Here is a 19,362-nt window from a genome sequence, read left to right on the forward strand (position 1 = left end):
AAGATGCTGATAGAAAAAGGAAATCCGCCGCCTTGCCGTTCAAAGTGGCATGTTCGTCAGCTCGCACAATCTCGGGTATTTTTCGGTCGTTCCGCAGAAATCTGGGATTTCTGACCATGGTGGATTCGCGAAATCTTGGAAAATGACCGCGCAGCAGAATTGAGGAGGGAAGTGCATGATCCGTCGCAATCCATGGGGCGACTGGCCGAGCGTGTCTGAGAGCGCCTTTGTTGATCCGACCGCGATCATCTGCGGGTTGGGATCGTTGAGGACGATGTGTTCGTCGGCCCCGATGCCGTCATCCGCGCCGACGAGGTCGACGAGGCTGGTCAGATGGAACCGATCCGCATCGGGAGGGGCACGAACATCCAGGATGGCGTCGTGATCCATTCAAAGTCGGGGGAGGCGGTGACGATCGGGGCGCACACCTCAATCGCGCATCGTTCGATCATTCACGGACCTTGCACGATCGGCGACGAGGTATTCGTCGGCTTCAATTCGGTGCTGTTCAATCGCACGGTCGGAAATCGCTCAATAATTTCCGACGACTTGTCGATGGCGGTTGGCAGGGCGAAGCCGAATGGCTCGAAGGCTACTCGGCCCCGGAGTCGCTCAGAGGTGATCCCGAATTCGCGGCCATCGTGGCGCGGCAACGTGCGACGAGTAACGATGGGGAGGTGACCGACCGCGCCCATGGAGGCGCGGTCAGATTTCTCAAGGGCCTGGTTGATGCCAAGCGCCTTACTTCATCGTGTATACGTCGATCGAGAAGTACTTGTCGTTGATCTTCTTGTAGGTGCCGTCGGCACGGATTTCGTCGAGCGCCTTGTTGAGCTTCTCTCGAAAGTCATTGTCCTCCTGACGCACGGCGATACCGACACCATCGCCGACAAACTTCTTGTCGGTAATCGGCTCGCCGATGAGTTCGCAGCAATTCTTGCCATCGGCGTTCTTGGTCACCCAGTCGAGCAGCGGCAGCATATCGCCGACCTGCAGATCGAGACGGCCATTGACCATGTCGAGATTGGCTTCGTCCTGGGTCGGGTAGAGCTTGATCTCTGCATCGGGATAGGTGGCGGTGATGTACTCGGCCTGGGTGGTGCCGGATTGAGCGCCGATCACCTTGCCCTTGAGGGCCTCATTGGTGAACTCGGTGATGCCGGAGCTCTTTGGCGCAGCATGCGTCATCGCGGCAAGATAATAGGGATTGGTGAAGGCGACCTGCTTCTTGCGTTCCTCGGTGATGAACATCGACGCGATGATCAGGTCGTACTTCTTGGCAAGCAGGCCGGGAATGATGCCGTCCCAATCCTGGGCAACAACTTCGCATTCGACCTTCATGCGTTCGCAGAGCGCAAGCCCGATATCCACATCGAAGCCGCCGATCTTGCCGGCAGGATCGATAAAGTTGAAGGGAGGATAGGCGCCCTCCGTGCCGATCTTGATCTTTTCCGCTGCCTGAGCCGACGAGGCGGTCGCTGCCATGATGGCCAGCATGGTTGCTGCAATCTGCTTCTTCATTCGCGTTCCCCTTTGTTTGCATCATTCTTGATGCTTCCAAGGAAGACTATGTCGCTCCGGCCTATAAGCGAAATAGATAGGCGCGATAACCGGTATTGTTTTGGTTGATTGACGTTGTTTGTCAGGTGTAGCGACCGTGGCGCTGAAGCACCTCGATCTTGTAGCCGTCGGGATCAACCAGGAAAAAGAAACGAGCGAGCAGGGCGCCATCACGGTTGAAGGCGACGATCTTGCCAGGGTTGAGGCCCGCATCGGCGGCACGTTGATGCTCTGCATCGAGATCGTCGACCGAGAGCGCCAGATGGCCATAGCCATCGCCGAGCGCATAGGGCTCGCTTCGATCCTTGTTGACCGTCAGCTCGAGCTCGAATTCACTCTCCTCATTGCTGAGATAGATGAGGGTAAAGGTTTCGAAGTCCAGCCTTTCGGCGACTTCAAGCCCAAGGGCCAGGCGATAGAAATCGATCGACCTCTTTTCATTGAGAACCCGGATCATCGAATGGATCGCCTTGGCCATCTGCCTCTCCTTCAGCGTTAATTGCCGGTGGGGTAGCAGAGAGCGACGCTCCACGAAACCCCGCCTGGTTGCTCAACCCTTCGCCTGCCGCTTCTTCAGTTGTTGCTCGCGGAAGAAGATGAAGAGGCCCGAGGCGACGATCAGCGCCGCACCGACGATCACGGTCGGGCGGGGTGTGTCGCCGAAGAAGAACCAGCCGAAGACCACGGCCCAGAAGAGCAGTGTGTATTGCAAGGGCACGACGGTCGCGGCATCGGCAAGCTTGAGCGAGCGGTTGACCAGAATGTGCGCCAGCATCGCAACGATGCCGAGCATGCCGAGCTGCAGGAGTGCCTCGCCGTCGACAGGCGCCCAACCGGAAGGGTTGGCCCCAACGCCGACGAGCGAGAAGATCAATGCGCCGACGATTTGCCAGAAGACGAGGGTGGTGTCCGGCGTCGAACGCAGCGTACGACCAAGCATCAGTGCAAAGGCGAACGCTGTGCTGCCTGCAAGCGCAATCAGCGCCGGCAGGCTGAAGCTGTCCTTGGAGGGTTCAAGCGCAATCAACACGCCGGCGAAACCGACGAGGATCGCCGTCCAGCGCCGCCAGCCGACCTTTTCGCCGAGCAGGAACGGCGAAGCGGCTGCAACGTAGATCGGCGCTGCCAGCCAATAGGTCATGGTATCGGCAAGCGGCATATAGGCGACGGCGAAATAGAAGGCCGAGGCATCGATTGCGAAGAGCAGCGAGCGAAGCGCCTGCAGTCCCGGCCGCTCGACCCTGAACATCGAGCGCAGGCCACGCCTGAGGATGAAAGGCGATAGGAACAGAAGTGCCGCGATGCTGCGGATCACCATCAACTGACTGACGGAATAGGTCGCGACCAGCCATTTCCCCATGACGTCGTTCAGCGAGAACATCAGCATGCCGAGCAGCATGATGAGGACGCCGGTTCGGGCGGCGTTCGGGGCGGTTACGGGGGCAGTGATCACGGTCATGTTGGGGCCTTCAGCAAGTTGCGCACGCCATGACACATTCCGCCGGGTCGATCCATTGCCGTCTGCATATGGAACCATAAGTTTTGCGAATGAATCGGTTTGGGTATTGGGGCTCGACCTCACGGGACAAAATTGGTTCCGACCGGGGGGCTAAATTGACTTCACCGTTTGCGGCGCATGTTCCGATCCAAAAACGCTTGCCGCCTCAAACATTTAGATCCCAGGAACCAGCATAGCCCGTTGCGGGCGCAGTGATTGCGCCCGCAACGGGCTATGAGACTACTTCTCAAGTGCTGCTTGCGGCGTATTGCGGAAACTGATCGCCATGCGGTTGTAGGCGTTCATCAGGCCGATCGCGATTGTGAGGTCGGTGAGTTCACGCTCGTCGAACAGCGCACGTGCAGCCGTGTAGGCTTCGTCCGGCACACCCGTCTCGGCGACACGTGTGACGGTTTCGGCCCAGGCAAGGGCCGCCCGCTCACGCGCGTCGAAGAGGTTGCCGGCTTCTCTCCACGCCTGGACCAATGCGATCTTTTCGATCGGTTGGCCCTTTTTCAGGAGGTCGCGGGTGTGCATGTCGAGACAGTAGGCGCAATTGTTGATCTGTGAGATGCGAAGATAAACCAGATCCACCAGCACTGGCGGCAGGCCACTTTGCAGGACGTATCCGTAGACGCCTCCAAGGGCCTTGGCGCCGGCCGGTGCGATCTGGTTGTAGTCGAGACGCTTGCTCATTGTTCTGCTCCTGAATTCGGGTCTACTTGATTGGGGTGGTGAGTTCTTTTTCATTGGTGTCGGCGACGAAGACCGCCAGCAGCTTTGCCGGCGTCGTCTGGCTCGCATTGCGGCTGACGAGGTGGGTAGACGCTGGCGGTTCGTACCAGCTCTCGCCGGCGCGGTAGGTCTGCGTCGGGCCGTCATTGACCTTGGACACGATTTCTCCGGAGAGAACGTAGGCGAAGATGAAGGACGACTTTGCATGCGTGTGCGGAACCGAGGCACCGCCGGGGGGATAGTCGACGATCAGGGCGGTCAACGTCTTGCCCGGAATATTGGGTATCGCCTTTTCGAAGTGCGGCGTGACAACGTCGCCGGGATCGTGCGCTGCGGCCGGCAGCGCCGAAGTGATCGCGGCAAAGAGTGCGCCTGTGACAAATCGAGTGTTCATGATGACATTCTCCTTGATGAGATCTGGCAAGAAGCGAGCCCCCCAGGGAGGTTGGCGAGCTCGCTTCGACAATGATCAGGCCACAACGATGCGGAGCGGGTCGGCAGCTTCCAGGGCTGCTGCGCGATCGGCACTCGGCGGATAGATCCAGGTGGTGTTGATCTTCGTCTTGAGCTCTTTTGCTTTTGCGCCGGTCAGCTTTACCTGACGGTCCCACCCTTCGGTGTAGACAGCACCCCACGGGCCGAGATCGAGACAGGTGACGTACTTTTCCTGGCTGTAGGGAATCGAGGTCACGCCAAGCAGATCGGCTGCAACGTTGTGCCCTGCGGAACGCCCGAGGTTCTGGGCGTGCTGGCAGCTCATCATCGTTCGGTTGCCGACATCGTCCGTTGCCGCACACGCGACGTCGCCGGTCGCAAAGACGTTTGCGTGGCCGATGACCTTGAGGTTCCGATCAACGTGAAGACGGCCGAACGAGTCCTTGTCCGCGTCGATCTCCTTGGTAATCGGATTGGCGCGGGCGCCCGCCGTCCAGATCACGGTGGCCGCGTTGATGCGCTCGCCGGATGAGAGGGTGACGCCGTTATTGTCGATGGCAACGATTGGAGACAGCAGCCGTGTCTCAACGCCCAATTCCGAAAGCGCCTGCTCGATGACCGGACGCGGGCCCGGCCCGAGATCCGGTCCGATCGCATTGCCGCGCTCGACGATCACGACGCGGACGTCTGCATTTTCTCCAAGCGCGGCGCGAAGACGATGCGGCAACTCGGCCGCCGTTTCGATGCCGGTAAAGCCGCCGCCGGCGACGATCACGGTGTTGCGCGCTGGGGTTTCGGGAAGACGACCCAACTTAGAAATGTGTTCCTCCAACTTCGCCGCATCCGCAAGCTGGTCGACATTGAAGGCATGGGCGAGCCCCGGGATATCCGGACGGAACAGGACACTGCCGGTCGCGAGAACAAGTTTGGTGTAGCCGATCGTCGCTTCCCGTCCCTCGTCGTCCGCATAGGTGACGGCGTTGTCCGCTGTCGAGACGGACGTCGCATAACCCTTGATGAAACGCACGCCTGCGTTGGCAAAGATCTCGGACAGGGGCGCCTTCATCTTGGCCACATGCTTTTCGTAGAGGCGGGGGCGAATGTGGAGCTCTGGCTGCGGCGCGATCACGGCAACCTCGACGGAACCGTCTGCCCTTCCTTGCCGGTCCAGTAGCCGCATGGCGCCGAGTGCCGACCACATTCCGGCAAAGCCAGCGCCGATAATCAGGATTCGTTCACGCATTTCTTTTCCTCAGACAAGGCTTCGCCATTGGCTGAACAGGGCCAGCCATCGTGCGATTGCCGTTTCGGTAGAAGTCTCCAAACCGGAGACGGTTTTCGCGATGATCCAATGTCGTCGCTTAACTAGGACTAACTTAGTCGGAGTAAATGAGCAATGTCGAATCCGACCGGTTTCGGAAACGCACTGTCAACGCGGCGAAGACGTCCAAGGACTTGCGCAGCCGGGGCCTCGATGTTATCTCCGACTACATTTGTCGGTGTTTTGGTGTTTCCGTGGCCCACATAAGCGCAGGCGTCGAATACGCTCTCCACTGTCTCCTATTCCTCATTGAGGCAGAGGAGATAGACCAGCCGGCAAGTGCACGCGATCTTGCCGAACTGCAGAAGATTTCCGCCGAATTCGTTGCGAAGCTTTTCACCAAGCTCCAGAAGGCCGGCATCGTCGTCGCCCGAGAGGGGATTGGCGGCGGTTTCGCGCTTGCCCGGCCCGCCACCGACATCACCGCGCTTGATGTTATCGAGGCCATCGACGGACGGAAGCCACTGTTCGAATGCAAGGAAATCCGGGGACAGTGCGCGTTGTTCGGCGATCGGACGCCTGCCTGGGCACAGGACGGCGTCTGCTCCATTCACGCGGTCATGATCGAGGCCGAAAAACGGGCGAGAGAAGTGATGGCCGGCCATACGCTGGCGAGCATTGCCGGACGGGCAGCGTCGAAGGCGCCCAAGGAGCATGCGGGCAACATAAAGGATTGGCTCGCCGCCAGGACGCCGCAGCGCCGTCGCCGCGGCGCGGCAGCGAAGGCCGGTTGATGCTCGCCGCTGCGTTCGGCCGCGCTCTCAGGGGCCGTGCGCTCGGATTTTTTCTGCTTACGGACAAACACAACATCGAGAGGCGTGGGGCGAAGCGCCGTCGCAATGACGCAGTGGTCGCTTGATGTCGCCTCAGGCTAGGTGAAGTCGGGCAAGCTAACATGCTTGCCCGACTTCTTTGCGACATCGGCGGCCGGCTATTCAGCGGCGGACCGCCGCGGCAGCACCCAGTTCCGGCGTGGGAAGTGGCAGGTGTAGCCGTTGGGGTAACGCTCCAGGTAATCCTGGTGCTCCGGCTCGGCTTCCCAGAAGTCTCCGACCGGTTCGAGTTCAGTCACGACCTTGCCCGGCCACAAGCCCGAAGCGTTGACATCTGCGATTGCGTCCTCGGCAATTCGCTTCTGCTCGTCGTCGACGTAGTAGATTGCCGAGCGATAGGACATGCCGATGTCGTTGCCCTGGCGGTTCTTTGTGGTGGGGTCGTGGATCTGGAAGAATACCTCCAGAATCTGCCTGTAGCTGATCGTCCCCGGATCGAAGGCGATCTCGATGCCCTCGGCGTGGGTTCCGTGGTTACGGTAGGTGGCGTTAGGCACATCGCCTCCGGTGTAGCCCACGCGCGTCGCAATGACCCCGGGGAGCTTGCGGATCAAATCCTGCATCCCCCAGAAGCAGCCACCGGCCAAAACAGCTCTGCCAGCTCTATCGGTCATTTAGATATCCTCCACCTGGTTGATGAACGCGCCGTAACCTTCGCTCTCCATTTCCTCGCGTGGAATGAAGCGCAGGGAGGCGGAATTGATGCAATAACGTAGGCCGCCTCGATCCCGTGGCCCGTCGGGAAACACATGGCCAAGGTGACTGTCGCCATGCTTCGAGCGAACCTCGGTGCGGATCATGCCATGGGAACGATCATGCAGTTTCTCGACGTTTGCTGGCACGATCGGCTTGGTAAAGCTTGGCCAGCCACAGCCGGAATCGAATTTGTCGGAAGAGGCAAACAGCGGCTCGCCGGAGACGATATCGACATAAATCCCCGGGCGTTTGTTGTCATTGTACTCGCCCGTGAAGGGACGCTCGGTCCCGCTCTGTTGAGTGACGCGAAACTGCTCGGGCGTCAGTTTTCGGATCGCTTCGTCGGTCTTTCTGTAGGTCATTTCGTTGTCTCCAATGGGGGCGTGTTGTTTGGAAGCTGCGACTTGACTGGCAGGCGCCACATCTGCGGCGCGCGGCTGGTTACCTCGTCCTGGCCAGGACGCTGGCCGATGCACTTCGCGCAATACCTCGTTGCATCGGCCCGCGTCGTGGCTTGGTCACTGGTTGAACTGCCGGCGAGCGATAACGTCGATTTCGAAGCGGTCGATGCCGATGTCGTCGAGTTGGTGATCGCTGTATCGCCCAAGTTCCAAAGCGGTCTGGCGGTAGCGCTGGTGAGCGCGGATTCTCGACAAAAGATAGTGCATGATCATGAGAGGTTCCTTTGTTCAGCCGGCCACGTCGCCGGAGATGGTGTAGTCGTAGATTGCAGTGGATGAGGCGGACCGTTGGGTCGCACAATTCGTCAATCAGGACCGTTTCGAACGGAGCGCCGTAAACGAGTCGACGGCGATCCAGACGGAGAGGGCGAAGAGCCCGACATCCTTGAGCAGGAACTGCCCGGGAGCGACCGAGATCGCTGGAAAGCCGAGCTCAGGCACAAACACACCGGGTGTCGTCACCATGAAGCTGATGGTCGTTGCGAAAAGCCCGGCCGAGAGCAAGCCGCCGACGAGCGAGTAGATCGGCTTTATGACGCGGGCCACGAGGAGGGCGGCGATGCTTAGCTCGAGGATGCCGAGAAGGTTTGAGAAACCTTCCACGCTGAAGAGCGAATAGGTCCAACTCAGCAAGGGATTGTTGCTGACCAGGCCGACCAGACCCTCCGCTTCGTAACGGGTGAATTTCATGCCGCCGAACCAGCCGTAGATCACGGCGAGCGAGCCATAAAGGCCAGCCGCAGTGACGGCTTGGCCGTGGCTATCGATCAGGTCGAGGGCGGAGGCGGCGGAACGAACGTGGACACGCGGACGCGCCGCGCTGTGGTGTGCGAGATCACGAGGCATTGTCTTCTCCTGGTTGGCGGCGTTGGGCCATTCTCCCGATTGGCCTAGTAAACGATACAGGTCTGTATCGATGAGTGGTTAAATATACCGATCTGTATCGTTTGGCAATCCTTCTTTTGGGAATTTGTTGTCGCGTTACACGAGAAATACCGTTTAAAGATCTGGGGCGTGCCTTGGGAGCGGCGCTTGGGCAGCCGGCGCGCGTTGCTTGCATTTCTCGTCGACCGCGATAGAATGATACAAATCTGTTTTGTTTTAAGGAGTGAATATGCGCCGCTCAGAGATCCGAGGTCATCTGCTCGATACCGCTTTGCGCCTGTTCAACCTGCACGGCTACCACGCAACCGGGATCGATCTCCTCATCGCCGAAGCCGGGGTGGCCAAGACGACGCTCTATCGGCATTTTGAAACCAAAGAGGATCTTATCCTGGCCGCACTTGAGCGGCGTGACGAACAATCCCGCGCCGAGATGCGCATCTTTGTCGAGCAGCGTACGAACGATCCCTATGAGCGTCTTCTCGCGACCTTCGATTTCCTCGAAGCTTCGGTCCGGGACAAGCAGTTCCGCGGCTGCATTTTCATGAGCGCGGCGGGGGAGCACAAGGAGGCCGTCGATCCGGTGTTCCGCGCCGCTTTAATGCACAAACGCCTGGTCCTTGCCTATTTCGAGGAGCTCGCGCATGCGGCCCGCTTCGCGGAACCGAAACGCATCGCCGACACGATCAACCTCTTGCACGAGGGGGCGACGGCCATAGCGCAAATGACGCGAACAGGCGAGCCGGTTCGGCAGAGCAAGCGCATGGCGGTCAGCCTGCTCGCGCAGGAGATGCGCGCTTCTTCGGAACCATCCGCCAAGACCGAGGGTGGAGAAAAGCGAGCTACGGCTTCGAACGCAGCCAGAGCATAGGATCATAATATCGTAAGCAACACCGGAAGTGCCCGCGGGGGATACGATGGATCGTCTCGAAGCAATGAAAATGTTGCTGGCAGTCGTCGATGCCGGCAGTATTTCTGCCGGGAGCAGGAAGCTGAATGCTCCACTGCCCAGCGTTAGCCGAAAGGTTGCCGAACTCGAACGGCACCTGGGTGCGAGCCTTATCGTGCGCACCAGCCGCAATCTTCAGCTCACCGATGCCGGCCGGGAATATGTCGAGGCGGCGCGAAAGATCATGGGCGACCTCGAGGAGGCGGAACGTCGGGCGTCCGGCGAGTACCAGACGCCTCGCGGCACCCTGACGATCACCATGCCGGTCGAGTTCGGCGCCCGCTATGTGATGCCGCTCGCACTGAGCTATATGGAGAACTATCCGGAGGTGTCGCTCAACCTGCTCTCGCTCGACAGGACGGTGCACCTGGTAGAAGAACAAGTCGATATCGCCATCCGGTTGGGCGACCTCGCCGATAGTTCTCTCTACGCGGTCAAGGCCGGAGAGTTCGGCCTGCTGACTTGCGCGAGCCCCGCATATCTGCAGCGCCGCGGCGTGCCGGAGCATCCGAGCGACCTCGCAGACCATGACGGAATATTCTTCAACAAGCGGAGTTTCTTCTGGACCTTCGATGTCGCAGGCCAACCGCTCGAGTCGGTCCCCCGCAACCGTCTCGAGCTGAACACCGCGGCAAATTGCGTGGCAGCGGCGGTGGGCGGAGCCGGCATCGCCCGTTTGTTCGATTATCAAATCCCGGACGAGTTGGGCTCAGGCGCCCTCGTGCCGGTTTTGGAAGCTTTCGACCAAAGGCCCCGACCCATCCATATTGTCTATTCCCGCCAAGGTCAGTTGACGCTGAAGGTACGGTCCTTCGTCGACTGGGCGCTGCCTCGCCTGCGCGCTGTCTGCAAAAGAGGCGAGGTATCGCAGGCCTAGTCTGCGAAGGCGGCCCGCACCTCTTCAACAGTCCGGGCCGGATCCTGAAGATGCGGGAAGTGGCCGATACCTGCCAGAAGCCCGAACTCCGAACTGGTACGCTCGGCAAACTCCCTGCCCATCTCCGCGTTGATGTAGATATCCCGGTCGCCCCAGATCACTTTCAACGGAGTCTTGAGCTTGTGAAGATTGGCCTCGAGATAGTCCTCGTCGCGCGTGAAATGGGCGTAATAGAAGGCGAAGGCGTCGGCGCTTGTTACGCCGTCGCGTGCCCAGGAACCCTTCATGTCCGCCTGCACCTCGGACGCAAGTTCGTACTGGGCCTCCGGTGCTAGGCCACGGCGGTGCACGTTTTGCAGGATCTCGTCGCTGGTCTTGTTCATGTAAGCCCGCGTCGGCGTCGCCGTCGGCTCTGCCTTGAGGTTCTGCAGGCTCTCATACATGTACTGCGGCCTGTTGAACGGGGCGAAATCGCCGACGATGATCTTCCTTGCCACGCTTGGTTCGTCGAGCGCCAGCAGCAGTGCGGGAAGGCCGCCGATATCCGAGGCGTAGATGACCAAATTCGCTCGGTCGACGCCCGCCTTGTCCATATAGGCCCTGAGAACCTTGGCATAGTCCTTCGGCGAATAGGAGAACTGTGGCGGTGAGGGGCGCGACGACTGGCCATATCCGGGCCAGTCGAAAGCGTGCACCTCGTAGTCCTTGCCCAATGTTTCCGCGATCTTTTTCCAGACGGCCAACGTTTCCGGGAAGCCATGCAGGAAGAGGACCGTGCCCTTGCCCTTGGGATCGCTCGGATGAGCAACCATACGCCGTAGCGTGATGGTCTCGTCGATCTTGATGAAGTCGATCTTCGGGCCCGTCACCGAGATGGCGCCGGCGTGTGCCGATGCCGCCGATGCCATTGCCACCGAAGCGGTTGCGACGAAATTCTTGAGCGATGGGATAACCATGTCAGGCGTCCTTCAGGTCATTCTGATCCTGCCGATAAGATCCGATATCCGAATGGTCGCGGGCAGATGGTGTTTGTGAGAGGGACCCTCTTGAACTGAACAAAGGCCGCCGGCGGCAAGATGCCCTGCTCCAATGCTCGTTGCCGCGACCTCCTACTGCAACCAGCCGCCCCGAACGAACCATTTGTCCGTATGAGAGGATGGCTCTCAATCTCGCTGGGTGCTGGCCGCCCGACCTCGTTCTTAGCTTTCCGTTCATTCGCGGATCGTCGGTTTTCGACGGCGATCCCAAGCGAAACAGCGAGACGAAAATTTCGCTCGCCTAAAAAGGAAGATCAGAATGAACGATATGACATCCTCTTCGCAGAAAGCGATGCCGGAAAATGCCAGAGCGCTGCCCGGCCACTCGACCGTCGGCACGAACGATCTCGATACCGCCGCTGCCTACTATGACAAATTGCTCGCCGTTTTTGGCATCGGTCGCGTGCTCGTTCAGCCGGGGCGTGCCGTCTACTACGGGCACCGCGCCCTCGAGTTCGGCGTGCTCAAGCCGTTCAATGGCGAGACGGCCATTGCCGGCAATGGTACGATGATCGCCTTTGAGGCCCGCTCTCGGGCGCAGGTGGATCTCGCTTATGCGACGGCTTTGCATGCGGGCGGCTCGGACGACGGCGCTCCCGGTCCAAGAGGCCCTGACGGCGGTGACCCTTACTGCGCTTACTTTCGCGATCCGGAAGGAAACAAGTTCCTGATCTACCGCAAAGGTCCCGACGAGGCCTGACAATCAGCGTAGCCCGGGGCCTCGTCGCCAGGGTGAGGCTCCGACTTTACGTCCAAACGCGTTCGATGACGATCGTGTTCGCAAAGGAAACCCTTAAATGAACTTGGAAAACAAGGCTGGGAAGCGCCAGGTCACGCGGCGCTCGTTTCTGCTTTCAGGCGCTGCGATCGGTGCAGCGGCAGCGGTGCTACCTGTGTCCGGCGTTGCCGCAAACGTCGCGAAAGCGCCGATCAGCAGCGCCGACATCCGCCCCTTCAAGGCCGAAATTCCCGAGACCGCCCTCGCGGATCTCAGACGCCGTCTCGCGGCGACGCGCTGGCCGGACAGTGCGACCGTCAAGGATCGTTCCCAGGGTGTCGATCAGCAGACGCTTCAGGACCTCGTGGCCTATTGGCAATCCGCCTACGATTGGCGCAAAGCGGAACGAAAGCTCAATGCGTTTCCTCAATTCCTGACGAACATCGACGGGCTGGACATTCATTTCATCCACGTGCGCTCGCGCCATGAGAACGCACTTCCGCTGATCATGACTCATGGCTGGCCCGGCTCGGTCTTTGAGCTGCTGGACGTCATCGCGCCGCTGACCGACCCGACCGCTCATGGCGGCAAGGCTGAAGACGCATTCCATCTTGTCATTCCCTCAATCCCCGGCTTCGGCTTTTCACAGAAACCAACCTCGACGGGTTGGGACGCACAGCGGATCGCCATGGCCTGGGACGCGGTGATGAAACGGCTCGGCTACAACCGCTATGTCTCGCAAGGCGGTGACTGGGGCGCCATCATCAGTGACGCCCTCGCGCGTCAGGCCCCGGAAGGGCTGCTCGGTATCCACGTCAACCGGATCGAGCGTGGGACGACGTTTCCAGCCGACGCCGCGCAAGCGTTGAAGAACGGAGGGCCGGCTCCCGAAAGCTTGTCGGCCGACGAGAGGCAAGTTTTCGACGAGGCTCGCGACTTCCTGAACAACGGTTTTGGCTACGCTTCGATCCTCAGCACGCGTCCGGAGACGGTCGGCTACGGGCTTGCGGATTCTCCGGTGGGCCTGGCGGCCTGGCTCTACGACAAGATCGCGGATTGGGTGTTCACTCGAGGCCATCCGGAACAGGCTCTGAGCCGAGACGATATCCTGGACAACATCACTTTGTACTGGCTGACCAACACCGGGCCGTCGAGCGGACGCATTTACTGGGAGAACCTCAAGGCTGGAGTAAAGCTCACCGCGGCCAAGGTTCCTGTCGCCGTAACCGTGTTTCCGGGGGAGGTCTATCGGCCGCCAAGAAAATGGCTGTCAAAAGCCTATCCGAAGCTCGTCTACTATAATCACGCCTCGAAGGGCGGGCACTTTGCTGTCTGGGAGGAGCCGGAACTCTTCGCCGAAGAAATCAGGGCAGGCTTCAAGGCGATGCGTTTTCGCAACTAAGTTCGTCTCCAGGCATGGGCGGACAACGAATTGGGCCAGGGATTGGCGGGCGGCGACCACCGGTTGCAATCCTGACGGCGATTGATTGATTGATGCCCGTCTCATTGGTCAAGCTCCGGGATATGGCCGGCGAGGTGCGATGACGCCTGGCCATTCGCGGTGACTATCGCCGCGCACAATTCGTCAAGTTGCCATCTCGACAACGCCGCGATCACGAGGGTCGTTTGTGTCCCGTCGAAGCACGGCGCCATTGCGTGAGCGACATCCTAAAGCGAGCAGCGCCCTCTTGACGTTCCAACGGACGCTGCTAATTAGAAAGTGGTCCCGCCCTTAAGACATCGGACGCGGGATGAACACTGGTGCCGGGCCCCTCTGGCGAGAGTTTTTACGGCGCTCTCGTGATGTCGGTACCGCCAGCAAATTAGCCGGCGGATTAGCTCCAATGAAAACTGATCTCATGCCTCACGCATGTGCCCCTTCGGCCGTGCGTATTTCCGTTTTGAAACCGCATTTCTTCACCGAATCCGGCGTTGTTCGCGCGAAGGAGGCCCGTCGATGACACAGCCTCAATCGCATTCAAGCGCTCTCGGCTATTTCAAATGGGCCTTCATCGTCACGGTGGTGGGCCTGGTGCTCGGCGCCTGGCTCGGTTGGCAATCGACCGGAACCATCGGCGGTATGGCCTCGGTCTTCTTCATCTGCGCCGTGCTCGCGGTGCTCGAAATCTCGCTGTCCTTCGACAACGCGATCGTCAATGCCAACAAGCTCAAGGACATGACGCCCGCGTGGCAGCATCGCTTCTTGACCTGGGGCATCATCATTGCCGTCTTCGGCATGCGTATCGTCTTCCCGCTGCTGATCGTCGTCATTGCGGCGAACATCGGACCGATCGAAGCGATCGTTCTGGCGGCAAGCAAGCCTGAGGAATACGCGCGTATCATGAACGACGCGCACCTGCCGATCGCAGCCTTCGGCGGCACCTTCCTGATGATGGTGGGTCTGACTTACTTCTTCGATCACGAGAAAGACGTGCACTGGATCAAGTGGGTCGAGAGCAAGATGGCCAGGTTTGCGACCATCAAGGGCATCGAAATCGCCTTCGTTCTCGCCCTTATTCTTGGCTTTTCGACTCTGCTCGAACCGGCAGAGGTCCACACGTTTGTCTATTCGGCGATCTACGGCCTGTTGACGTTCCTCGTGGTTGAGGTGGTCGGCGGTTTGCTCGATGCCTCACAACAAACCATGAGTGCGGCGGCAAAGGGCGGCTTTGGCGCTTTCCTTTACCTCGAAGTGCTTGATGCCAGCTTCTCGTTTGACGGCGTCATCGGTGCCTTCGCACTGACGCAGAACCTCTTCGTCATCGCGATTGGCCTCGGTATCGGCGCCATGTATGTGCGCTCTATGACGATCATGCTGGTGGAGAAGGGCACGCTCAGCGAGTACCGCTACCTGGAACACGGCGCATTCTACGCGATCCTGATCCTCTCGGTGGTCATGTATTTCCAGACACTCGTCCACATTCCGGAAGTGATCACCGGCCTTGGTGGCGCGGCGCTCATCGGCATCTCGCTCTGGTCGTCGATCCGCTACAACAAGCGCGAACGTGAAGTGGAAGAGGTGGAAACGCGGGATTCGCAGCAGCAGCTGCGAGCCTGACAAGGTTTTGAGATGTAACAACGAGCCCGGCGGCCATGTCCGCCGGGCTTATTTTTTCGAGACTTACCCCTCGACGGGGTGCCGTGGTTTTGCGTTAAAACGGCTACGCGCGAAGATACATTTTTGTCGTTTTTGAATGAACGACTTCTGTCGCTCAGCCGAGAGATCGAGCCGTAGATTGTGGCGGGGAAGGACGCACAAAGCCCCGACGCACTGCGGGATGTGTAGGGAAGCGGTCGCGGCAGTATTTGCAAGTCACTTCGTCCGGAACGTGCCCCTGTTGCTTTGCACATATCGCTCGTCGATTTGCGCCGAAGACGCTAGACCCGTTCAAGCTCAGCGGGGGCGCAACCCGCGACCGTCGGCAATCTGCGGTCGCTCGGCTAAGTGCGCCACTTCCTGGTCATTGTGATGATCCGGGCGGACGTCCTTGGCACTGCCACCCTGATGGGCATCTCATCAGATTGACAAATGTGCTACTGAGTAGCAAGTTAGGCTCAAAGGAGTTCAGCCGATGAGTGTGAAATCGTCGATCTCGCTGACCGAGCAGCAGGATTCGTTTGCCCGTTCGCTGGTGGAAAGCGGCCGGTATTCCAGCATGAGTTCCGTTCTTCAACAAGGCCTGGAACTGCTTCGCCAAAAGACCGAAACTGAGGCCGTCGAAACGGCAGCCCTTCGCGAATTGGTCCAGCGGCGATTGAGCGGACCAATTATTTCTGCGACGGAAATGGAAAGCCGCGTCGCGGCAATGATTGAGCGCAAACGGCGGGTTGTTCGTGTGGGCTCTTGAATATTCTGAGGATGCTGAACGAGATTTCGAGTTGATCTTCGATCATCTGTTCGACGCTTATGTCGAACTCGGGGACGCGCCTGACGAGGCGGTTGAGCGTACCGCTGAACGGGTCCGCAAATTGCGTGTCGAACTCGATCGTCTCGTCGATACGCCTTATATCGGGACTCTGCGCCCCGATGTTCATCCCGGGATCCGGTTTCTTCGGCGGGACAAGGCAGCTATTTGGTTTCTTCCGGTGGAACATAGCCGCGCAATCGTTGTCGCGGCAATTTTCTACGGCGCGCAGGACCACATCAGAAATATGCTCGCACGTATGCTGGCGGGCTAAGGTTTCTACAGCCCCGAGGCGTTCGTCAGATTGACCCTAAATCGGTCGCGTCGGCGCTGGTATCTGCGGTTCATTTCCGCACTCGCATGGCCAAGCTGCTTTTGCACGTGGCGCTCGTCGGCTTCGGCCGAGGAGGCCAAGCCGGCGCGCAGCGGACAGATGTTCAGGAACGGCGCTGGAAACCTCGACCTATCTCGTTGGGTCGTTGTGCCGCGCATTGCCAAACTGCGCGCCGCGCCGGATAAACATTCAATGCTGGCCAGTGATTTAAGGAATGTGCTTGAGGAGCTTTACAAGGCGGGCGCCTTTCGGGTGCCGGCCGAAGAGATCTATTGGCCTCAGGAACTGCATGCGACTGTCTTCCGTGCCCTGAATATGCAATACATCACGCGACGAGAGGCCGATGACGGTCGCGTCGACTTCTCGCTGACGCGGGCCGGTTACGAGGCCATCGACGCCGAGGTGCCCTGGTCCTACATCTTGCGTAGGCGATTGCGGGACTTCTTCTCTTTGCGCTGAGCCGTTGAGCGACCCTCCGGCGCGTGACGCCGCTGATGCGCCCGGTCGCGCAGCGATTCAGTAGGCCAAAGCACGGCGCGCTTTAACGAACATGGATCGAGCGTGATTGGGTACGGACTTCTTTGGAAGGCGAAGGCAAGAAGCTTAGTCAGAGTCAGTTTGGCATCGACGTTGCATTCGCGCAAATCGGTTGGCTTTGGCTGCCTGCGCCATGTCCCTCCGTCGGAAATAAATCGCACGTCCACACCGGATGGGACTATGACCCTGCACGACGATGATCTGCTCGTCTTTTCTCATTGATTGGGTGATCTCGTGCGGCATAATTAGTGGGCGGCGTTGCAAATTGATGCTCTCCGATTTGCCCGAAGACTGTCCCTTCAAGGCCCAGCCGGAGTTACGCGAACTCCCTTTTACCTCGATCGTCATCTCGCCGCATTGCGCTGAGACATTTCGGGCAGTATCGAGCGCCTTGATCGCGGCATAGCTTGCGAAGGCGCAGCCATCGATCCATGAATTCGCGCCGGCTTTCCCGAAATGTCGCTCAAGCTGGCCGACAGACTGGTACATTAACATCATAGAGATGCCGTACTTTCGACCGCGATCACGCGCCTCCTCTAGCACCCGCATGTAGCCGAGGAGATCAACCTCATCGAGCATGAACAGCGTCCGGCGTGTGAAACTACCATCGGCCTGCACCATGGCATTGATCAGCGAGCCGATTATGACACGGCCGATACCCGGATAGGACCGAAGGATCGACGCCGGAATGTTGAGGAAGACGTCCTTGCTGCCGCTGACGATATCTCTTGACTTGAACGCATTGCCGCAGACCAGCGCAGAGTAACTGTCGAGCGACAGCCATTGACAGTCCTTAGCTACCGTCGAATACACGCCCGAAAAGGTCCGGTCGGTCATGTTGGTGAAGACGCCGAGCGTTTCACGAATGAAGGCGGACGCAGAATGTTCCTGAATGTCTCGCAGCATCGCAAGAACCGAAGGTTCAGGCTCTGACACGATCTGCCGGAGACTGCGCAAGCTGCGCCGCCCAGCATATTCGGGCGACAGCATCACGTGGGCGAGCAGACCTGTTAGGAGATTGTGCGCCTGGTTCTGGAAGTAGGCGCCATTTGAGCTTTCGAAGTGCCCGCTTTCGGACATCAGCATATGAGCAATGCCGACGATATCCTCCTCCTTTTGCGTCGAACTCTCGATCCCGTCGAGAACGTTGAAACCCATGACTGGATTTTTTGGATCGAGCACCATCACTTCGCGCCCCAGAACACGAGTGCGATGCTCGATCACCATCGGCGCAACCTCGGTCGACGGATCGAGGCAGATCAGCGGCCCGCCATAACGCAAAGCTGTCGGAATGACGTTGCTGGTGGTCTTGTAACCGCCTGACCCGGCAAAGAAGAGCATATGGGTAGAATCGAAATCCTGGCGATAAGTCAGTAACGCCGCCTTGCCACCTTGCCCCCATGTGGTCGGGTCATTCGGTGCGAAGGGCAGCGCGTGGACGATTTCCTTATCAACCCGATAGCGCTCGCCGACAACAATCTCGCCGTCGGGCGGAAACAGCTTTCCGGCCGCCGACATCGGCTGCCAGTCCGCGTCCCCAAAGATTCCACGTCTGGCGCGCTTCACCGGTTCGGGTACGGTGACCGAAATGCGAGCAGAAACTGCCACCGCCAAGAAACCAGCGACCATACCGACGGCTGCGACAAAATCGAGATAGGAGAGCGCCTGGTCCCACGACACGGCGCCGCTCTTCACTGATGGGACAAGGCGGTCGAGTTCGCGAAACGTGTAAAAACCAGCGACAGACAGAAAGCAAACGAAGCTTGCCATCGCAATCGGCCTTCGCCGGTGCAGCGGCAGCGTCCAGACGGCGAGCAGTCCTATAAGCGGGCCGAACAAAAGCGATGGCAGGGGCGAGGCTCGCAGGAACCAGTATGCTGTTTTCCCGGAGAGCCCCGCAGCCAGCCCTTGCCATCGCCAACCGACGACATAGACCGCAAGAGCGGTGAACACGCCCGGCACCAGAACGAGCAAAAGGCTCGGATGCGCTTTTGTCGGCGGCGTCATTCGTCCGCCTTGCCGATTTGCCGAAGACGGCCCTCAACCGGGGGTGCTTGGAACGCTTTCTCGCCAATCTCTCGAAGCCGCTGATATTCCGGCGAGCCAACCTCAATTCTTGCCAATTCGAGAAGACCACCGAGCAGGAATGCCCGGTCGACGGACGACAAGCCGGCGCGAACGACGATGCCGCCAAGCCGGGTATTTGCACGCACGGCGCGTTTGCGGTCAGCCGCCATGAGAAATCTCCGTCTCCGTTCCAGCCCGTCCAACTGTTGGCTGACGCTGCGAAGTGGCGGCGGCAGCAAGCCGCCTTTCTCTTCGCTGCGAAATCGCAAAGCAATCTCCTCGCATATTCGGCCGAGCGCCTCCTGGTCGAACTCCATGTCCGCAAGTCCTGACTTCGTAGCCGCACGCGCAAAGCGATCGGCGGACCTTAAGATCATGGTTCGCTTACGTTCACGCAGCTTCTCAATCTGCGCATCAATGCCGGAAACTGATGATTTCACCGCCATTCCACAGCTATGCCCTGTCGAAACAAATTCAAATAATGATAGTTTTACTATCGTGTTTAAGATAGTAAAAG

General features: G+C 59.3%; 24 protein-coding genes and 2 pseudogenes. 10 read left to right on the plus strand and 16 right to left on the minus strand.

Going from position 1 to position 19,362, the window contains the following annotated elements; genetic code table 11:
* Positions 1 to 39: 39 nt before the first annotated feature.
* A complete protein-coding gene (locus BLU35_RS35950) occupies positions 40 to 390 on the minus strand; it encodes a hypothetical protein (protein ID WP_210185151.1) in 351 nt (116 codons plus the stop codon).
* On the opposite strand from BLU35_RS35950, the gene BLU35_RS19790 reads away from it, so the two are divergent.
* Positions 334 to 681, plus strand: coding sequence for an LbetaH domain-containing protein (locus BLU35_RS19790; protein WP_210185150.1), 348 nt, complete (start codon positions 334 to 336; stop codon positions 679 to 681). The two genes, BLU35_RS35950 and BLU35_RS19790, sit on opposite strands and share 57 nt — an antisense overlap.
* A gap of 60 nt (positions 682 to 741) precedes the next feature.
* Here BLU35_RS19790 and BLU35_RS19795 read toward each other — a convergent pair whose 3' ends face one another.
* The 6 genes from BLU35_RS19795 to BLU35_RS19820 all read right to left on the minus strand — a co-directional run bounded on the left by BLU35_RS19795 (position 742) and on the right by BLU35_RS19820 (position 5,471).
* On the minus strand, positions 742 to 1,521 hold the full coding sequence (locus BLU35_RS19795; protein ID WP_176907328.1) for an ABC transporter substrate-binding protein: 780 nt from the start codon (positions 1,519 to 1,521) through the stop codon (positions 742 to 744).
* A 121-nt stretch (positions 1,522 to 1,642) separates the two neighbouring features.
* On the minus strand, positions 1,643 to 2,038 hold the full coding sequence (locus tag BLU35_RS19800) for a VOC family protein (RefSeq protein WP_093234177.1): 396 nt from the start codon (positions 2,036 to 2,038) through the stop codon (positions 1,643 to 1,645).
* A 72-nt stretch (positions 2,039 to 2,110) separates the two neighbouring features.
* A complete protein-coding gene (locus BLU35_RS19805) occupies positions 2,111 to 3,019 on the minus strand; it encodes a DMT family transporter (RefSeq protein ID WP_093234179.1) in 909 nt (302 codons plus the stop codon).
* 279 nt (positions 3,020 to 3,298) lie between these two features.
* Entirely contained in the window at positions 3,299 to 3,754 is a 456-nt protein-coding gene (locus tag BLU35_RS19810; protein WP_093234180.1) for a carboxymuconolactone decarboxylase family protein, read from the minus strand.
* A 22-nt stretch (positions 3,755 to 3,776) separates the two neighbouring features.
* On the minus strand, positions 3,777 to 4,187 hold the full coding sequence (locus BLU35_RS19815; RefSeq protein ID WP_093234182.1) for a cupin domain-containing protein: 411 nt from the start codon (positions 4,185 to 4,187) through the stop codon (positions 3,777 to 3,779).
* Between the two features lie 75 nt (positions 4,188 to 4,262).
* Entirely contained in the window at positions 4,263 to 5,471 is a 1,209-nt protein-coding gene (locus BLU35_RS19820; protein ID WP_093234184.1) for an NAD(P)/FAD-dependent oxidoreductase, read from the minus strand.
* Between the two features lie 272 nt (positions 5,472 to 5,743).
* On the opposite strand from BLU35_RS19820, the gene BLU35_RS19825 reads away from it, so the two are divergent.
* Entirely contained in the window at positions 5,744 to 6,283 is a 540-nt protein-coding gene (locus BLU35_RS19825) for an RrF2 family transcriptional regulator (RefSeq protein ID WP_093234279.1), read from the plus strand.
* A gap of 197 nt (positions 6,284 to 6,480) precedes the next feature.
* Here the strand turns inward: BLU35_RS19825 and msrA are convergent, their stop codons facing one another.
* The 4 genes from msrA to BLU35_RS19845 form a co-directional block, all read right to left on the minus strand.
* On the minus strand, positions 6,481 to 6,996 hold the full coding sequence (gene msrA / locus BLU35_RS19830) for a peptide-methionine (S)-S-oxide reductase MsrA (RefSeq protein WP_093234186.1): 516 nt from the start codon (positions 6,994 to 6,996) through the stop codon (positions 6,481 to 6,483).
* The gene (gene msrB, locus BLU35_RS19835; RefSeq protein WP_093234188.1) at positions 6,997 to 7,440 is read right to left on the minus strand and encodes a peptide-methionine (R)-S-oxide reductase MsrB; all 444 of its coding nucleotides are present in this window, start codon (positions 7,438 to 7,440) and stop codon (positions 6,997 to 6,999) included.
* 156 nt (positions 7,441 to 7,596) lie between these two features.
* Positions 7,597 to 7,752 carry a DUF1127 domain-containing protein gene (locus tag BLU35_RS19840; protein ID WP_093234190.1) on the minus strand — a complete coding sequence of 52 codons (156 nt, stop codon included), beginning with the start codon at positions 7,750 to 7,752 and terminating at the stop codon, positions 7,597 to 7,599.
* Positions 7,753 to 7,848: 96 nt separating this feature from the next.
* Complete coding sequence (locus BLU35_RS19845) at positions 7,849 to 8,385, minus strand: YkgB family protein (RefSeq protein ID WP_093234192.1); 537 nt, start codon at positions 8,383 to 8,385, stop codon at positions 7,849 to 7,851.
* Between the two features lie 268 nt (positions 8,386 to 8,653).
* On the opposite strand from BLU35_RS19845, the gene BLU35_RS19850 reads away from it, so the two are divergent.
* On the plus strand, positions 8,654 to 9,292 hold the full coding sequence (locus tag BLU35_RS19850) for a TetR/AcrR family transcriptional regulator (RefSeq protein WP_093234193.1): 639 nt from the start codon (positions 8,654 to 8,656) through the stop codon (positions 9,290 to 9,292).
* 46 nt (positions 9,293 to 9,338) lie between these two features.
* On the plus strand, positions 9,339 to 10,247 hold the full coding sequence (locus tag BLU35_RS19855) for a LysR substrate-binding domain-containing protein (RefSeq protein ID WP_093234194.1): 909 nt from the start codon (positions 9,339 to 9,341) through the stop codon (positions 10,245 to 10,247).
* Here the strand turns inward: BLU35_RS19855 and BLU35_RS19860 are convergent.
* Positions 10,244 to 11,203: an alpha/beta fold hydrolase gene (locus tag BLU35_RS19860; RefSeq protein ID WP_093234195.1), complete on the minus strand. Its 960-nt coding sequence runs from the start codon at positions 11,201 to 11,203 to the stop codon at positions 10,244 to 10,246. The genes BLU35_RS19855 and BLU35_RS19860 overlap by 4 nt on opposite strands.
* A 340-nt stretch (positions 11,204 to 11,543) precedes the next feature.
* Here BLU35_RS19860 and BLU35_RS19865 point away from each other — a divergent pair, with 340 nt between their 5' ends.
* The 5 genes from BLU35_RS19865 (at position 11,544) to BLU35_RS19885 (ending at position 16,181) form a co-directional block, all read left to right on the plus strand.
* Positions 11,544 to 11,984, plus strand: coding sequence for a VOC family protein (locus BLU35_RS19865; RefSeq protein ID WP_093234196.1), 441 nt, complete (start codon positions 11,544 to 11,546; stop codon positions 11,982 to 11,984).
* Between the two features lie 97 nt (positions 11,985 to 12,081).
* On the plus strand, positions 12,082 to 13,404 hold the full coding sequence (locus BLU35_RS19870) for an epoxide hydrolase family protein (protein WP_093234197.1): 1,323 nt from the start codon (positions 12,082 to 12,084) through the stop codon (positions 13,402 to 13,404).
* A 555-nt stretch (positions 13,405 to 13,959) separates the two neighbouring features.
* Positions 13,960 to 15,060 carry a DUF475 domain-containing protein gene (locus BLU35_RS19875; RefSeq protein ID WP_093234198.1) on the plus strand — a complete coding sequence of 367 codons (1,101 nt, stop codon included), beginning with the start codon at positions 13,960 to 13,962 and terminating at the stop codon, positions 15,058 to 15,060.
* A gap of 514 nt (positions 15,061 to 15,574) precedes the next feature.
* A complete protein-coding gene (locus BLU35_RS19880) occupies positions 15,575 to 15,850 on the plus strand; it encodes a type II toxin-antitoxin system ParD family antitoxin (RefSeq protein ID WP_093234199.1) in 276 nt (91 codons plus the stop codon).
* On the plus strand, positions 15,831 to 16,181 hold the full coding sequence (locus BLU35_RS19885) for a type II toxin-antitoxin system RelE/ParE family toxin (protein WP_093234200.1): 351 nt from the start codon (positions 15,831 to 15,833) through the stop codon (positions 16,179 to 16,181). Before BLU35_RS19880 ends, BLU35_RS19885 begins: the two co-directional genes overlap by 20 nt.
* Positions 16,182 to 16,186: 5 nt before the next feature.
* Here BLU35_RS19885 and BLU35_RS36165 read toward each other — a convergent pair.
* Positions 16,187 to 16,336 (minus strand): annotated as a pseudogene (locus tag BLU35_RS36165) (integrase); the annotation flags it as partial.
* Positions 16,337 to 16,340: 4 nt separating this feature from the next.
* On the opposite strand from BLU35_RS36165, the gene BLU35_RS19895 reads away from it, so the two are divergent.
* Complete coding sequence (locus BLU35_RS19895; protein WP_176907330.1) at positions 16,341 to 16,700, plus strand: hypothetical protein; 360 nt, start codon at positions 16,341 to 16,343, stop codon at positions 16,698 to 16,700.
* 144 nt (positions 16,701 to 16,844) lie between these two features.
* Here the strand turns inward: BLU35_RS19895 and traG are convergent, their stop codons facing one another.
* The 3 genes and pseudogenes from traG to BLU35_RS36710 all read right to left on the minus strand — a co-directional run bounded on the left by traG (position 16,845) and on the right by BLU35_RS36710 (position 19,291).
* Entirely contained in the window at positions 16,845 to 18,785 is a 1,941-nt protein-coding gene (gene traG, locus BLU35_RS19900; RefSeq protein ID WP_093234203.1) for a Ti-type conjugative transfer system protein TraG, read from the minus strand.
* The gene (locus BLU35_RS36170) at positions 18,782 to 19,015 is read right to left on the minus strand and encodes a conjugal transfer protein TraD (RefSeq protein ID WP_286161568.1); all 234 of its coding nucleotides are present in this window, start codon (positions 19,013 to 19,015) and stop codon (positions 18,782 to 18,784) included. The genes traG and BLU35_RS36170 overlap by 4 nt, the downstream gene beginning before the upstream one ends.
* Positions 19,005 to 19,291, minus strand: a pseudogene (locus BLU35_RS36710) (TraC family protein). Before BLU35_RS36710 ends, BLU35_RS36170 begins: the two are co-directional and overlap by 11 nt.
* Between the last annotated feature and the right edge of the window lie 71 nt (positions 19,292 to 19,362).

Source organism: Sinorhizobium sp. NFACC03, from assembly GCF_900103435.1.
GTDB lineage: Bacteria > Pseudomonadota > Alphaproteobacteria > Rhizobiales > Rhizobiaceae > Ensifer.

Coding starts and splice junctions, on each gene's coding strand:
- BLU35_RS19855 (WP_093234194.1), top strand. CDS start 9,339: ATGGATCGTCTCGAAGCAATGAAAATGTTGCTGGCAGTCGTCGATGCC.
- msrA (WP_093234186.1), bottom strand. CDS start 6,996: ATGACCGATAGAGCTGGCAGAGCTGTTTTGGCCGGTGGCTGCTTCTGG.
- BLU35_RS36170 (WP_286161568.1), bottom strand. CDS start 19,015: ATGGCGGCTGACCGCAAACGCGCCGTGCGTGCAAATACCCGGCTTGGC.
- BLU35_RS19800 (WP_093234177.1), bottom strand. CDS start 2,038: ATGGCCAAGGCGATCCATTCGATGATCCGGGTTCTCAATGAAAAGAGG.
- BLU35_RS19790 (WP_210185150.1), top strand. CDS start 334: ATGGAACCGATCCGCATCGGGAGGGGCACGAACATCCAGGATGGCGTC.
- msrB (WP_093234188.1), bottom strand. CDS start 7,440: ATGACCTACAGAAAGACCGACGAAGCGATCCGAAAACTGACGCCCGAG.
- BLU35_RS19880 (WP_093234199.1), top strand. CDS start 15,575: ATGAGTGTGAAATCGTCGATCTCGCTGACCGAGCAGCAGGATTCGTTT.
- BLU35_RS19875 (WP_093234198.1), top strand. CDS start 13,960: ATGACACAGCCTCAATCGCATTCAAGCGCTCTCGGCTATTTCAAATGG.
- BLU35_RS19870 (WP_093234197.1), top strand. CDS start 12,082: ATGAACTTGGAAAACAAGGCTGGGAAGCGCCAGGTCACGCGGCGCTCG.
- BLU35_RS19840 (WP_093234190.1), bottom strand. CDS start 7,752: ATGATCATGCACTATCTTTTGTCGAGAATCCGCGCTCACCAGCGCTAC.
- BLU35_RS35950 (WP_210185151.1), bottom strand. CDS start 390: ATGGATCACGACGCCATCCTGGATGTTCGTGCCCCTCCCGATGCGGAT.
- BLU35_RS19815 (WP_093234182.1), bottom strand. CDS start 4,187: ATGAACACTCGATTTGTCACAGGCGCACTCTTTGCCGCGATCACTTCG.
- BLU35_RS19820 (WP_093234184.1), bottom strand. CDS start 5,471: ATGCGTGAACGAATCCTGATTATCGGCGCTGGCTTTGCCGGAATGTGG.
- BLU35_RS19895 (WP_176907330.1), top strand. CDS start 16,341: ATGTTCAGGAACGGCGCTGGAAACCTCGACCTATCTCGTTGGGTCGTT.
- traG (WP_093234203.1), bottom strand. CDS start 18,785: ATGACGCCGCCGACAAAAGCGCATCCGAGCCTTTTGCTCGTTCTGGTG.
- BLU35_RS19850 (WP_093234193.1), top strand. CDS start 8,654: ATGCGCCGCTCAGAGATCCGAGGTCATCTGCTCGATACCGCTTTGCGC.
- BLU35_RS19845 (WP_093234192.1), bottom strand. CDS start 8,385: ATGCCTCGTGATCTCGCACACCACAGCGCGGCGCGTCCGCGTGTCCAC.
- BLU35_RS19795 (WP_176907328.1), bottom strand. CDS start 1,521: ATGAAGAAGCAGATTGCAGCAACCATGCTGGCCATCATGGCAGCGACC.
- BLU35_RS19805 (WP_093234179.1), bottom strand. CDS start 3,019: ATGACCGTGATCACTGCCCCCGTAACCGCCCCGAACGCCGCCCGAACC.
- BLU35_RS19810 (WP_093234180.1), bottom strand. CDS start 3,754: ATGAGCAAGCGTCTCGACTACAACCAGATCGCACCGGCCGGCGCCAAG.
- BLU35_RS19860 (WP_093234195.1), bottom strand. CDS start 11,203: ATGGTTATCCCATCGCTCAAGAATTTCGTCGCAACCGCTTCGGTGGCA.
- BLU35_RS19865 (WP_093234196.1), top strand. CDS start 11,544: ATGAACGATATGACATCCTCTTCGCAGAAAGCGATGCCGGAAAATGCC.